Source organism: Actinomyces vulturis (genome assembly GCF_001687305.1).
Taxonomy (GTDB): Bacteria; Actinomycetota; Actinomycetes; order Actinomycetales; family Actinomycetaceae; genus Actinomyces; species Actinomyces vulturis.
In genome coordinates this window covers 386812-401017 of record NZ_LZRK01000003.1, presented here as the reverse complement: position 1 = coordinate 401017, position 14206 = coordinate 386812, and the positions used below count along the sequence as shown (strand labels likewise).

The 14206-nt window shown below is 53.2% G+C and carries 14 protein-coding genes; 11 read left to right on the top strand and 3 right to left on the bottom strand.

Going from position 1 to position 14206, the window contains the following annotated elements:
- Positions 1-90 precede the first annotated feature (90 nt).
- From pstS to pstB, 4 genes are read left to right on the top strand one after another with little or no spacing between them, the layout of a single operon-like run.
- On the top strand, positions 91-1185 hold the full coding sequence (pstS, locus tag A9753_RS06475; RefSeq protein WP_067782040.1) for a phosphate ABC transporter substrate-binding protein PstS: 1095 nt from the start codon (positions 91-93) through the stop codon (positions 1183-1185).
- Positions 1182-2135: a phosphate ABC transporter permease subunit PstC gene (pstC, locus tag A9753_RS06470; RefSeq protein ID WP_067782038.1), complete on the top strand. Its 954-nt coding sequence runs from the start codon at positions 1182-1184 to the stop codon at positions 2133-2135. Before pstS ends, pstC begins: the two co-directional genes overlap by 4 nt.
- On the top strand, positions 2135-3199 hold the full coding sequence (gene pstA / locus A9753_RS06465) for a phosphate ABC transporter permease PstA (protein ID WP_067782036.1): 1065 nt from the start codon (positions 2135-2137) through the stop codon (positions 3197-3199). The genes pstC and pstA overlap by 1 nt, the downstream gene beginning before the upstream one ends.
- A 35-nt stretch (positions 3200-3234) precedes the next feature.
- The gene (gene pstB / locus A9753_RS06460; RefSeq protein ID WP_067782033.1) at positions 3235-4014 is read left to right on the top strand and encodes a phosphate ABC transporter ATP-binding protein PstB; all 780 of its coding nucleotides are present in this window, start codon (positions 3235-3237) and stop codon (positions 4012-4014) included.
- A gap of 188 nt (positions 4015-4202) precedes the next feature.
- On the opposite strand, the gene A9753_RS06455 is transcribed toward pstB, so the two are convergent.
- The 3 genes from A9753_RS06455 to A9753_RS06445 all read right to left on the bottom strand — a co-directional run bounded on the left by A9753_RS06455 (position 4203) and on the right by A9753_RS06445 (position 6829).
- Positions 4203-5204 carry an inorganic phosphate transporter gene (locus tag A9753_RS06455; RefSeq protein ID WP_067782031.1) on the bottom strand — a complete coding sequence of 334 codons (1002 nt, stop codon included), beginning with the start codon at positions 5202-5204 and terminating at the stop codon, positions 4203-4205.
- A gap of 41 nt (positions 5205-5245) precedes the next feature.
- On the bottom strand, positions 5246-5866 hold the full coding sequence (locus A9753_RS06450) for a DUF47 domain-containing protein (protein WP_067782030.1): 621 nt from the start codon (positions 5864-5866) through the stop codon (positions 5246-5248).
- Between the two features lie 84 nt (positions 5867-5950).
- Positions 5951-6829 carry a tellurium resistance protein TerC gene (locus A9753_RS06445; protein ID WP_245637388.1) on the bottom strand — a complete coding sequence of 293 codons (879 nt, stop codon included), beginning with the start codon at positions 6827-6829 and terminating at the stop codon, positions 5951-5953.
- Positions 6830-6941: 112 nt separating this feature from the next.
- On the opposite strand from A9753_RS06445, the gene A9753_RS06440 reads away from it, so the two are divergent.
- The 7 genes from A9753_RS06440 to A9753_RS06410 all read left to right on the top strand — a co-directional run bounded on the left by A9753_RS06440 (position 6942) and on the right by A9753_RS06410 (position 14037).
- On the top strand, positions 6942-7619 hold the full coding sequence (locus A9753_RS06440) for a winged helix-turn-helix domain-containing protein (RefSeq protein ID WP_067782024.1): 678 nt from the start codon (positions 6942-6944) through the stop codon (positions 7617-7619).
- Between the two features lie 215 nt (positions 7620-7834).
- Positions 7835-8527: a heme-binding beta-barrel domain-containing protein gene (locus tag A9753_RS06435; protein WP_067782020.1), complete on the top strand. Its 693-nt coding sequence runs from the start codon at positions 7835-7837 to the stop codon at positions 8525-8527.
- 115 nt (positions 8528-8642) lie between these two features.
- On the top strand, positions 8643-10010 hold the full coding sequence (ygfZ, locus tag A9753_RS06430; protein WP_067782018.1) for a CAF17-like 4Fe-4S cluster assembly/insertion protein YgfZ: 1368 nt from the start codon (positions 8643-8645) through the stop codon (positions 10008-10010).
- 9 nt (positions 10011-10019) lie between these two features.
- Complete coding sequence (locus tag A9753_RS06425; RefSeq protein WP_083090370.1) at positions 10020-10343, top strand: DUF2516 family protein; 324 nt, start codon at positions 10020-10022, stop codon at positions 10341-10343.
- A 1-nt stretch (position 10344) separates the two neighbouring features.
- Positions 10345-10779, top strand: a complete 435-nt coding sequence (dtd, locus tag A9753_RS06420; protein ID WP_067782016.1) for a D-aminoacyl-tRNA deacylase — start codon at positions 10345-10347, stop codon at positions 10777-10779.
- A complete protein-coding gene (locus A9753_RS06415; RefSeq protein ID WP_083090369.1) occupies positions 10733-11308 on the top strand; it encodes an acyltransferase in 576 nt (191 codons plus the stop codon). The genes dtd and A9753_RS06415 overlap by 47 nt, the downstream gene beginning before the upstream one ends.
- Positions 11309-11496: 188 nt before the next feature.
- Positions 11497-14037 carry an ATP-dependent Clp protease ATP-binding subunit gene (locus A9753_RS06410; protein ID WP_067782011.1) on the top strand — a complete coding sequence of 847 codons (2541 nt, stop codon included), beginning with the start codon at positions 11497-11499 and terminating at the stop codon, positions 14035-14037.
- Positions 14038-14206: the final 169 nt, after the last annotated feature.

The following is a 14206-nucleotide window of genomic DNA, read 5'->3' as shown; positions in this document are numbered from 1 at the left end:
TCCTACCGTGTGGGATGCAGGCATGAGCGCCTGCAGGAGTGGACTTCCACTTCATCAGCAGACTTCACATATTGAGGACGGATCACCGTGATGATTTCCCGCCGCGCAGCAATGGGCACATTTGCCGCACTCACCCTGAGCTTGGCCGCATGTGGTCGTGACGCTGGGGAAACAGCCGACTCTGGATCAAATGACAGCACTGCCCCCGCTAAGGGCGGCGCACAGGTACGTGGTTCCATTAAGGGGGCCGGTGCAACTAGCCAATCCGATGCACAGGATGCATGGATGAATGCATTCATGGATGCCAACCCTGACGCAGATGTTCAATATGGCGGCGGCGGTTCCGGTGCAGGACGCGAAAAGTTTCTTGCAGGTGCCGTTGACTTCTGCGGTTCTGACTCCGCGATGAAGGATGAAGAACTGGCTACCGCCGGTGACATTATTGAAGTTCCCGCCTATATTTCCCCCATTGCTATCTGCTACAAACTTGCAGGTTTTGAGGGTGATAACCATGTCCAGATGAGCGCCTCCACCGTGGCTAAAGTCTTCTCTGGTGCCATTACCTCGTGGGATGCTCCCGAGATCGCAGCAGACAATCCCGGTGTTACTTTGCCTTCCACTCCCATTATTGTGGTTCACCGTTCCGATAAATCCGGTACTACCAAGAACTTTACCGACTTCTTGTCTAAGGCAGCTCCACAAGACTGGACCAATAAGGCTGAAGAAGTCTGGCCCTTTGACGGCCAGAGTGGAGATGGTACCTCCGGCATGGTTACTACCGTGGCAGGTGCAGAAGGTGCAATTGGCTACGCCGATGAGTCCAAAGTCGATACCAGCGCACTGGGGACCATTTCCGTGGGTCTGGAAGGAACCTTCGTTCCCCCATCAGCACAAGCCGCAGCAAAGGCTCTTGAAGCCTCTAAGCCTGCTGAGGGCGCCACTGACACTGTGATGGCTTACTCCATCTCCCGTAACACCGCCGGTACGTATCCGGTCATCCTCGTGTCATATCTCATTGCACACCAGAAGTACGATGACGCCGATATCGCCGACACAGTAAAGGCATACCTGTCTTACTGTGTTAGCGAGGAAGGTCAGCAGCAGGCACACGATAAGGCCGGTAGCGCACCCCTTACCGATGCTTTACGTACCAAGGTGATGGCCGCGGTGGAGACCATCCAGTGACATCTGCAACCACACAATCACATCATCAAGCCCCGGGGGCCGTAGGAAACACTATTTTCGCTGGAGCCGCCCGGGGGGCCGGTTTGGTGATCATGGCCGTTCTTGCTCTCGTAGCGGCCTTCCTCATCATCCAGGCTTTGCCTGCGCTTAGCGCGTCAAAAGACGATCTGGCAGCAGTGGATTTCATGCGAGGAAAATCATTTGCCGGATATGTAGCCCCGTTGGTTTTCGGCACAGTGCTTTCCAGTGCTATTGCTCTGTTCATTGCTGTACCTCTCAGTGTTGCTGTCGCCCTCTTTATTTCTCACCTGGCCCCGCGTTATCTTGCTCATCCCTTGGGCTATCTTGTTGATCTTCTCGCCGCAATCCCTTCTGTTGTGTTCGGTCTGTGGGGATTTCTCTGGCTTATTCCGCGTGTCGAACCAGCAATGGCTTGGCTCAACAAGGTCGCAGGGTGGATACCCTTGTTTGCGGACTACCAGGCCCCAGCGAAAAATATTGCAACCGCGTCACTCGTTCTTGCGGTCATGATTTTGCCGATTATTACCGCAACCGTCCGTGAAGTGGTCCTCCAAACTCCCCGTCTTCATGAAGAAGCAAGTTTGGCGTTGGGCGCTACTCGTCAAGAAATGATCGCCCAGGCCGTTCTTCCCTTTGCCCGCTCAGGAATCATTTCCGCGTCCATGCTCGGGCTAGGTCGTGCACTGGGCGAAACGATGGCTGTGCTCATGCTTTTGAGTCCCGGCGACAAAATCAATTTCAAAATCCTTGCTCCCGGACAGCACCAAACCATTGCAGCCAACATCGCAGGACAATTTCGTGAAGCCTACGGATTGAGCGTGAATGTACTTATTGCTACCGGCCTTGTCCTTTTCGTCATGACTCTGGCCGTTAACAGTTTGGCTCGCTGGATCATTGCCCGACGTGCAGAATTCTCAGGAGCTCGCTGATGTCCGCACACATTGATGTACTTGCAGACCCCAAACCGCCCCGCTCCTCCCTCGTTGCCCAGCGTTTACCCCGTTGGTTTATTTGGGCGACGCTTGTAGGAAGCATGGTGGTTTCCACCATTATCGTTTTTGTCTTATCCGGCTCAATGACAGCAGCACTCGCCCTTACTGGTGTTCTCTGGATTGTCAGCGCCACCGGTTTGTCTTGGTGGTACGAAGGTGCGCGGTGGGGTAAAAACACCCTTCTGACTGTGTCCATCTTCTGTGCTTTTGCCATTGTCATGGTCCCACTAGCCAGCCTGGTGTGGATGGTTCTCGTTCATGGACTTGAACGCTTCGGCATTGACTTTCTTATGACCACTATGCGCGGCGCTACCGATGAAAATGGCGGTATGTACCATGGCATTGTGGGAACCCTGGAAATCACCGGTATTGCCACATTGATCTCTGTGCCGTTAGGCATCATGACGGCTATCTTTCTTGTCGAATACGACGGTGGTTGGCTCGCTAAAGTCGTAACCTTTTTGGTCGATGTGATGACCGGTATTCCTTCAATCGTCGCTGGCCTGTTTGCGTACTCAGTGTTCCTGATCGTCATGGGCCCTCGTTTCCAAGCAGGCATCATCGGTGCTGTTGCATTGAGTGTCCTCATGACTCCTGTGGTGGTGCGAAGTGTTGAGGAGATGCTCAAACTTGTACCTCATGAACTTCGTGAAGCATCTTATGCGCTGGGCGTTCCCAAATGGCGCACGATTATTGCGGTGGTCTTACGTACCGCGATCGCTGGTATTACTACCGGTGTCATGATTGCTATCGCCCGCGTGATTGGTGAGACGGCACCTTTGCTCATCACTGTAGGCTTGCCTATGAAGGCCAACACTGACCCTTTCCACGGATCCATGGCAACTTTGCCTGTCCTCGTGTACGACCAATACGCACGTGGTGGTAGCGCAGCAATGGAACGTGCATGGGCTGGCGCATTAACTCTCATCATCATCGTTATGCTGCTCAATATCATCGCCCGACTGGTGAGTTATTTTTTCTCACCGCGTGGCGGACGCTAAACCCCATACTTGCGAAACTTTAGAAAGGCGACGCCGTGTCAAAGCGAATCGACGTCAGAAACGAAAATATTTACTACGGGGACTTCCTAGCCGTCCGCGACGTGAACGTCACCCTCGACCCCTGCACCGTCACAGCGCTTATTGGCCCATCCGGTTGTGGAAAGTCCACCTTCCTGCGCACCCTCAACCGCATGCACGAGGTTATCCCCAATGCTCGTGTTGAAGGCGAAGTAATCGTCGATGGAGTGAACCTCTATGCGCCGGGAGTTGATGCCGTTCAGGTACGTCGCGAGATCGGCATGGTCTTTCAGCGTCCTAACCCATTCCCCACTATGTCCATTGCGGATAACGTGCTGGCTGGAGTAAAACTGAACAACCGTCGTATCTCCAAGTCTGATGCTGATGATCTTGTTGAAGAATCATTACGTGGAGCTAACTTATGGGATGAGGTCAAGGACCGTCTGGCTAAGCCCGGTTCCTCCCTCTCTGGTGGTCAGCAGCAGCGTCTATGCATTGCACGTGCTATCGCCGTTAAGCCTAGTGTCCTTCTCATGGACGAGCCTTGTTCAGCGCTGGACCCGATCTCTACCTTGGCTATTGAGGACCTTATTACCACCCTCAAAGAGCAGTTCACTATTGTGATCGTGACACACAACATGCAGCAGGCTTCTCGTGTCAGTGACTTCACTGGCTTTTTCAACCTTGAAGCAACTGGCAAGCCCGGTCAACTCGTCGAATTCGATACAACCGATGTGATTTTTTCTAACCCCAGCGAACAGGCAACCGAAGACTACATTTCTGGACGTTTTGGCTGATCCTCATGTGAAGCAGTGGGGGGCCGCGCCATTCGGCGCGGCCCCCCACTGTGTTTAACGAATATGGATTTTCGTCAGGTGCATCAGGTTCTGATATACGCGCGTAAGGTGACGTCTTCTTTCAGGACAGCAGTGCTTGAGATCCCATAATCGGTTTTTACCGAGCGGATAGTTATGGGTGGAAGAACTCAGAGAAGAATGGCGCTGAACAACCAGGTCATCAACGCTGCCACTGCGCCAGCTGCAGGGAGGGTAAGCACCCATGCGGTGATAATGTCACCAGCGACACCCCAGCGCACAGCGCTCAGACGCTTGGTGGCGCCTACACCCATGATGGCAGCAGTGATGGTGTGTGTTGTAGAAACGGGAGCACCGAAGCCAAACGCAGCAATGTAGAGCAAACCAGCTGAGACAGTTTCAGCAACAAAGCCATGGGCCGGATCAAGTTCGATCACCTTAGAACCTAAGGTCTTCATAATGCGAGTACCGCCGGTGTAGGTGCCCAGAGAGATTGCACCGGCCGCAGCCAACTTTACCCACAGAGGGATGGCATAGGACGTATCGTGTAAGCCACCAGCGGCAAGAGCAATCACGATGACCCCCATAGTCTTCTGAGCATCTTGCAAACCATGGCCAAGAGCCATCGCTGCTGCAGAAACTGTCTGAAGAAGGCGGAAGTGACGCATGGTGCGCTGATAAGGAAGATTCGCGCAGGCACGAAGAACAAGCACCATAGCGATGTAGGCGATGATGAAGCCACCCAAAGGAGAAAGGATCATCGGGATCACAACTTTGTCGATAATTGTGACCCAATGGACGTGGATGCCAGCAGCAAGACCAGCACCGGCAAGGCCGCCGATCAGTGCATGCGAAGACGATGAGGGAAGACCAAACCACCAGGTGATGAGGTTCCATGTAATAGCGCCAATCAAACCGGACAGCACCACGACAAGACCGGGCATGCCACTACCGCCATCAATCGACACAATGCCTGAACCGATAGTGTGAGCCACGCTCGTTCCGAGCATGGCGCCCAAAATGTTCATCACAGCTGCCATGAGTAGAGCGCGACGAGGAGTCAGGGCGCGGGTAGACACGGAAGTTGCGATGGCGTTAGCAGCATCGTGGAAGCCGTTGGTGAAGTCGAAGATCAGGGCCAAGGCCACGATCGTGAACACGACAAAAAGCATGATTGTTTCTTAACTGGAAGGGACTAGTGCCGGTCAGTGAATCAGGACTCGTGAATGGCGATTGCCTCAACGGTATTGGCAAGAGACTCGCACGCGTCAGTTGCCGCTTCAAGGCGCTCAACAATTTCCTTGACTTTAATCAGGCGAATTGGATCAGACTCTTCAGCAAATAGACGGCCGATAGTGGTGCGGTACAACTGGTCGGCCTGGTTTTCCAAGGAGTTAATCTCCACCCAGTAGTCACGCAAAGACTTCAGTGAACTTAAACGGGGCATTGCCTCTGCAGTGAGTTCTGCACAACGGCGGAGAATCTCTACCAACTCAGTGCACTCAGAAGGTAAGGAACCCACACGGTACAAAACAATACAGTCACCAGCTTCGTCAACCAGATCCACACAATCATCGAGACGGGTGCCTAAGAGATGAAGGTCTTCACGATCTAAGGGAGTAACGAAAGTTGCATTAATCATGCGGTGAAATTCATGCTGAGCATCGTCAGCAGCGTTTTCCACTTCGTGTAATTGCTTATTCAGCGTCAGACGCTCGGGACGATCAGCTGCGACGATCTGTGTGAGAATGTCGCATGCCTCCACAAAATGCTGAGAAGTAGTAGTCAGCAGATTGAACAGTGCTGAGTCGTTATTACGGGGATGCAGACGCATAACTAGTCTCCTGAGGCGACAGTGGGTGTGTTCAGAATAGACCACACTGACTTAAGGACAAATTTTTCGTGAACAACGCAGAAACTACCCGGCAAGATACACGCTAAGTAGGCGAGCAATTGCATAGGTAGGACCACCTGCTGCAAGAACAGGAACCAGTGCGCTAGCAATAGCCGCGCGACCGCCGGGAACCCACACGTGAGTCCACATTACGCGGTTACCAGAAGCCATTAAGACGCCAACCACGACGCCCGCAATCATGCAGACTAGAGCAGTCATCATCGCTGGGGTAAAGGTCGTGTGATCAGGTCCAAAGAATCCTGATAAAGCCAGAGTGAGGCCGGCTAAGGCGCTGACAAGAGCAGAAGCGGTAACTGTAGTGCTTTCAAGTAAGCGAGCAGGCATATCCAAGATGGTCAGTAGAGGACCAACGAACAGGGCTAAGCAGATGGGAACAATGAGTGCTGGATTCGCAACACCAGGTTCAAAAGCACACCACGCTGCGCCACTCATCATTACCAGCATGCCGGTGACAGCAGCACTAATGTCCTCGACAACTTCTGAACGTTTGTTACCTCGAGCCATCTGGGCAACAAATGCAGCAATGATACTAATGCCCATGACTGTTGCTGCGGCACCAAAATCATGGGTGACGAACACGGCGATAGACGCGCTTACACCAGAAACCGCGATTACCATTGAGTCCGGTCGGCAATGATGAGCGCGTACCAACGCAGGCCAACCTTGCGCGGCAGCCAAAATCATGACAATCGTGAGAATAAGGCGTACCCAGGTGGGTAGTGACGCGCTGGAAGCAAGAAGAACAGGTAGCAAACAAGCCGTAAGTAATCGTGTCCAGGCTGGATCAACGGCACTCGGCGTAGGGCCGGGAGTAGCACCAGTGCGCGTGCCATGCTTCGGGGCACGTGGATGACTCTGTGCCTGACAGGTGGAGGAACTCACCGTCCCATCATGTCACGATAGTTCGATTGAATCCCACTGCATGACATCCTGCCTTAGTCTTAGAGATGAAAGATCACAAGACCCGCCCGACCGGCATAAGAAAGGAGCGCTCATGAGCATCGTGGTTTTATCGCCTGCTGCTGACATCACTAAAGTGCTCCCCGGCGCGGCATTTCTCGGTGACCGTATTATCTGTCTTCCCCCCACACCGTCTTCCTATTCTAGGCTTGATCATGCAGACGCCGTACTCGTTGATGCGCGAGGAGACATGGCTCGTGCTCGGGCATTGTGTCAGTTACTGACCGGTCCCCTTCAGTGCCCACCCGTTATCGTGATCGCTGACGAAGTAGTAGCCGCATGTCTTAGTCCCGAGTGGGGAGTGGTTGATGTCATGATGACTACTGCTAGCGAAGCAGAAGTGGCTATGCGTATGCGCATGATCCGTCATAAGGAACCCATCAAAGAACCCCAGTTCGACGATGACCGTATCGAAGTGGGAGACCTGGTGATTGACCCTATCTCCTACAGTGCGCGCATCCGTGGCAACCTTGTGGACTTGACCTATAAGGAATTTGAACTCCTTAAATTTATGGCTACTAACCCTGGGCGTGTTCTGACGCGTCAAACACTTCTCGATGAAGTCTGGGGCGAGGGATACATTGGTGGAGCTCGCACCGTGGATGTTCATATCCGTCGTCTTCGAGCAAAACTTGGTAGTGAACACGATTACCTCATTGGAACTGTGCGCAACGTCGGCTATCGTCTCGATCATCCTGAAGAAGATTTCTAAGGATTTTAGAGGGCGGTAGGTGGCTGTCTGGAGAACGGTGACACTTTCGACTAAGGTGGGTCCACGGCGTCGGGCCGTGACGGGCCCCGGGCTCCAAACAAAGCCGCCACGAGCGGCATACGCGCCGACTGGCGCTCTCCGGCCCGACGTCCATAACTCTCTCCCACAGTGAACTTATCTGCTCAGTAGACCACAAGGCGCGATAGGGTAGAGGCATGGCTTTTACCTTCCCCGATAACATTTCTCCAGAGATCTACCCTTTGGCATGGCTCCTGGGAACCTGGCGCGGTTATGGCATCCTTACTTATGGTGACGCCATTGACGAGCAGGTTGTTTACCAAGAAATGACATTCGATGAGGATGGTGGTCCCTATGTTCGCCAGATCACCACGTTGTGGACTGTTGACGCCACAAAGAGCGAGAATCTCGACTTTGAAATGAGTGGCGCCGAAGGAGCTTCACGTATTACCCCTGCGCAGGTATGGAGCACCGAAACTGCTTACTGGCGTCCCGTGGGGCAGCGCCCAGAGATTCCTGAGGACGCAAAAGACGGACAAACTATGCCGGAAACCGACAAACCCGCCCGTCCCAGCACCCCGATCACCGACCTTGAACTCATAACTGCCGACCCCGCTGGACACGTGGCTGTCTGGGAAGGCTACGTTCAAGGACCACGCATTGAACTCGCTAGCCAAGCTGTGGGGCGCACACGTACTGCTGTTGAGGTCCGCGAAATGGGGCGCATGTTTGGCTTGGTGAATTCTGACCTCATGTGGACTCAAGATATGGCTGCTTTCGGCCAGGAAATGGGGACCTACGCTTCTGGTCGACTGAGCCGACTCGAGGAAGGGGGCTCAGCCGAACCTCCTATTGGTCAGGCACTCGGAGAACGAGAAGATTCCAACTGATTCTCGACCACAGTGGCGAGTATGCCTCGCACTGTCTCCCAACTTGAGTGCAGGGCTTGAGACCTAGAGTTCTTGCGTCGTACCTCTATTTTTCTTCACGTCAACGGAGAATAACGTGCCCCACGAATCTTCTGACCTCATTCGTCCTTGGTGGACAGATCCTATCCGAGAACAGCACGCACTCGTAGATGGACGAGCCATCGCGCTATTGGATAAGGAATTTATTCGTATTCATGGTGATGACGGGCGGAAACTCATCACCATGCTTAGCACTCAGATTGTGGATGAGCGGGCAGGCAGTCAGGTCCGTGAAGGTCTTTTCCTCAATCATCAAGGTCACATCACTTGGGCATATACAGCAATTCCGTTGGGGCCCGAATCAGGTGATGACCTCATCATGATGGTTGAGCCAGGTAGTGCCCACGAGTTAGCCGATTTCATTATGAGCCGGCGTTTCATGATGGATGTCGGCGCCACCGTCGATGAATCCTATGGCGTGTTTGGGGTGTGGGCATCTGGTCGCGCTGATCTCGAACGACTGACTCAGGACGAAGAAGTATTTGTCACCTCATGGGCGGACCCATGGCCGCAAACGCAGCCCGACGGCGCTGCATACTCTCACAACGCCAAGCATCCCGGTGCGGAATACGAGGCTTGCTTTGTTCTGTGCCAGACGAAGAGATCGTCTGCTCAGGACTTACAGCGAGGTAACGTGGCATGGGATCCTACCGACATACCTGTGGCGGATACGGTGGATGCGAGCCGAAACTTTGGTGGTGTTACGAACGGACTTGCCGTGTTGGGTGGCCATCTTTTATCTCGGTGGATGAATCATGATGATGGTCGTCACATTATTGCCGGAACCCACGCATGGAATGCTCTGCGCATTGCCGCAGGGAAACCTTCATGGCCCACAGACGGAGATGAACGAACCCTCCCACACGAACTCGATCTCCTGCGCACCAGTGTTCATCTGACAAAAGGCTGCTATCCCGGCCAGGAAACGGTGGCCCGTATTGTTAACCTCGGGAAACCACCCCGTAGGCTGGTCCTTCTTAATATTGACGGCTATTCAGCCTCAACTACGGCTCCTGGTGCCGCAGTCCGCATGGGCAAACGCGTCGTTGGTACCGTCACGAGCGTGGGCCGTCATTATGAATGGGGTCCCCAGGCCCTAGCTCTCATTAAACGAGCAGTTCCTGAAAATGAGGTACTTACTGTTGACGAAGCAGACGAGAGTTCTGAGACGAATGGTGAGTCCATAGCGCCGTTTGCAGAAAAATCAACGAATATGTCCTCGTTAGTGACCGGTGACAGCAGGGATGCCGGCCGAGGTAGTGAGAAGCCTGAGGCGCTCGCGGCCTCGCAACGTATTCTCGTCTCTGTCGACGGACGTTCAACAGCATCCCCTGATCGCCGTCCGGGAACTGAACTACGCCGTAGCGGTGTGGGGCTGGGGTCAGTTTCGCGCATGGACCGATAGGCTCACCTCGTGGATGTACTTTTTCTCGTCGCCCAACTCATCGGCCAAACTGTCAATGCCGTGTGGTATGCCGCAACCTTGGCTTTCCTCGCTCTGGCACTATGGGCACTGATTGATTCGCTTACTCGTCCTGCTGTGGCGTTTGAAGCCACAGGCAGACGGAGCAAAAACTGGTGGATTATCGTGAACTTTATTTGTCTCATTGCGGTTTTTGCCCTGAATTTCGCATCCATGTTTGGATTGATGGCAGTGACGGCCAGTGCTGTGTACCTTGCTGATGTTCGCCCTGCCTTGGCCGAGTTCTCATCCCGCCGAGGCTCAGGAAGGTTCTGACGTGCGTGCAGTTATTCAACGAGTCAACGGTGCTAAGGTCACTGTTGACAGCCGTACCGTTGGCGCGATCGAGGGTGAAGGCCTCATGGTCCTCATTGGAGCCACCCATGATGACGCTCCCGATGACGTGGCTTACGTGGTGAAGAAAATCGCTAATTTGCGCCTTCTTGAGGGAGAACTTAGTGTTCTCGACGCCGAAGCCCCCATTCTTGTTGTCTCTCAATTCACGTTATACGCCGACATTCGTAAAGGGCGCCGCCCCAGTTGGTTCAATGCTGCAGGCCGAGAGGTTGCGGAGCCGCTCGTTGAGCAAGTCGTCACCGGTCTTCGTGAACATGGATTGACTGTGGCTACGGGAGAATTTGGTGCGGACATGATGATTTCTATGAATGCTTCCGGCCCGGTCACTATTTGGGTTGATTCGCGCGACCGGTAGTCTTTTTGAACCGATAGTCTTTTTGAAAGGGATTGTGATGGGTAGTGGACTCAAGATTGCTGCGATGGATCTGGTGAAAAATTTTGTTTTTTCTGATGCAGTCCCCATGCAGTACCGATGGAAAATTCTTAAAAAATTGGACTGGCCGCATCTCGAGTACTCGATGATTCGCTCGAAGTGTCTGTTTATCGGAGATGTGCGTTTGGGGGAGGAAAACTATCTGAATCGTCAGGTTTTCATTGATGGATCAGCAACTGTCACCACGGGAAGTCATGTTCAATTCGGCCCTCGTTCTATGGTGATTACGGGAACGCACGAAATCGGTGAGGCAAAATGTCGTGGTGGGAAGAGTACGGCGCAACCAGTGCATATTGGAAATGGATGCTGGATTGGTGCTGGAGCAATCATTCTTCCTGGGGTAACAATCGGTGATGGGTGCGTGATCGCTGCTGGTGCCGTTGTTGCGAAGGATTGCGAACCGAATTCCTTGTATGCCGGTGTACCGGCAAGGCTTGTGAGAAAACTGTGAGCAGTTTGTCCTTCTCCTCGGCTGTATGCGAACAGATGCCATGTTTTTTGGTGATGACCGATAGCCTTGACTTAGCGTGCTTACTAGGAACATGACGATCAATGTTCATGGCATCTTTGCTGCAGAACCACATCGTGCTCTCGCGTTCCTGATATCGCGATTTGAGCACATATAGAGGAGTAGACCGAATGTTTGAACGTTTTACTGACCGGGCCCGCCGTGTCGTGGTGTTGGCGCAGGATGAGGCGCGCTCCCTTAACCACAACTACATCGGTACCGAGCATCTCCTGCTCGGGCTGATCCATGAAGGTGAAGGTGTTGCCGCTAAAGCTCTCGAATCACTTGACGTGTCTCTTGATGCAGTGCGCGAGCAGGTCATCGAGATTATCGGCGAAGGTAAGGCAGCCCCCAGCGGTCACATTCCCTTCACTCCGCGTGCTAAGAAGGTTCTTGAACTTAGCCTTCGTGAAGCACTGCAACTTGGACATAACTACATTGGTACCGAACACATCCTTCTCGGTCTTTTACGTGAAGGTGAAGGCGTTGCCGCTCAGGTGCTGACAAATCTTGGTGCAGACCTCAACACTGTCCGTCAGACCGTGATGCAGTTGTTGAGTGGTTATGAGGGCAAGGAAACTGTTACCGCTGGTGGCGGTTCTAAAGAAGGCGTTCCTAGCGGTTCAGCCATTCTTGACCAGTTCGGACGTAACCTCACTCAGGCTGCTCGAGAGGGCAAACTTGATCCCGTAATTGGTCGTCATAAAGAGATGGAACGCGTTATGCAGATCCTCTCTCGCCGCACCAAGAATAACCCAGTGCTCATCGGTGAACCCGGCGTGGGTAAAACTGCCGTTGTTGAAGGTCTTAGCCAGGCCATTGTTCACGGGGATGTTCCTGAGACTCTTCGCGACAAGCAACTCTACTCACTTGATATGGGCAGCCTCGTTGCCGGTTCTCGTTACCGTGGTGACTTTGAAGAGCGTCTGAAGAAGGTACTTAAGGAAGTCCGTAGCCGCGGAGACATTATTCTTTTCATCGACGAAATCCATACTCTCGTTGGTGCAGGTGCTGCTGAAGGCGCTGTTGACGCTGCGTCGATTCTCAAGCCCATGCTTGCTCGCGGTGAACTCCAAACCATCGGTGCTACTACACTTGAGGAATACCGCAAGATTGAGAAAGACGCCGCGCTTGAGCGTCGTTTCCAGCCTGTCACCGTAGAACAGCCCACCATTGATCAGACCATTCAGATTCTTAAGGGATTGCGTGATCGTTACGAGGCGTTCCACCGTGTAGTCATTACTGATGAAGCCATTGAGGCTGCTGCGAAGATGGCTGACCGCTACATTAATGACCGTTTCCTCCCCGACAAGGCCATTGACCTTGTTGATGAGGCCGGTGCACGTCTGCGTATTCGTCGCATGACCGCGCCTCAGGAACTGCGTGACATTGACGAAAAGATTGCTGAAGTTAAGCGCGAAAAAGAATCCGCGATCGATGATCAGGATTTCGAGCGAGCTGCTGCATTGCGCGATGATGAGCGCCGCCTTGGTGAAGAACGAGCACAGCGCGAAAAGGCGTGGAAAGACGGAGATCTAGATGAGGTTGCTGAAGTCGATGAGAATCTCATCGCTGAAGTCCTCGCCATGAGCACCGGCATTCCTGTCGTGAAGTTGACGGCTGCCGAGAGTGCCAAGCTTCTCAATATGGAGGCCGAACTGCACAAGCGCGTTATCGGCCAGGACAAGGCGATTGCTGCACTGTCCAAGACGATTCGCCGTACCCGTGCGGGGCTCAAGGATCCCAAGCGTCCTGGTGGTTCCTTCATCTTCGCCGGTCCCACCGGCGTGGGTAAGACTGAGCTCGCCAAGGCTCTTGCTGAATTCCTCTTTGATGACGAAGACGCTCTCATCCAGATGGATATGAGTGAATTTGCTGAGAAGCATACGGTAAGCCGTCTTTTCGGTGCCCCTCCCGGATATGTCGGATACGACGAGGGTGGTCAATTAACTGAAAAGGTTCGCCGCCGTCCCTTCTCGGTGGTGCTTTTTGATGAGGTCGAAAAGGCTCACCCTGATATCTTCAATTCGCTTCTTCAGATTCTTGAAGACGGACACCTCTCTGACGCTCAGGGCCGTGTGGTGGACTTCAAGAACACCGTCATCATCATGACTACCAACCTGGGCAGTAAGGATATTGGTAAATCTGTTGCGACAGGTTTCCAGTCCACCCAGGGGGGCACTATGGACTATGAGGAGATGAAGTCTCACGTTAACCGTGAACTCAAGCAGCACTTCCGTCCGGAGTTCCTCAACCGTGTTGATGACCTGATCGTTTTCCCCCAGCTCAGCAAGAGCGAAGTTCGCCAAATTGTTGATTTGATGATCGGTCGTCTGGATAAGCGTTTAGCAGATCAGGACCTCATGATTGAGTTGACCGACGCCGCCAAGGAACTTCTGGCTGAACGTGGATTCGATCCGGTTCTTGGGGCTCGTCCCCTGCGCCGCGCGATTCAGCGTGATATTGAGGATGCGTTGAGCGAGAAGATTCTCTTCGGAGAAATTACTCCCGGTCAGAAGATTATTGTCGACGCCGAGGGTGAAGGTTTGTTGGGTGAGTTCACCTTCCGTGGTGAAGCCAAGCCGATTACTGCCGAAGATATTTCTCAGGCAGTTGAGGAGGCAGGCGAAGTGGCCGACGCAGTAGCCGAAGCAGAGCCCGTCGACGAGTGAACGAGTTCCTGCTAGGTCTTTGGGCTATCGCTGACTTGAGATGATTTGTTTTCACCTGCTCTTTGGTTGGTATGGCTTTGCCCTAGTAACGGATAGATAGTGAAAGCGCTGACGCTCTATTTTTTAGAGAATGACTGAGGGGTGGAATGAACTAGATGGTTCATTCCAC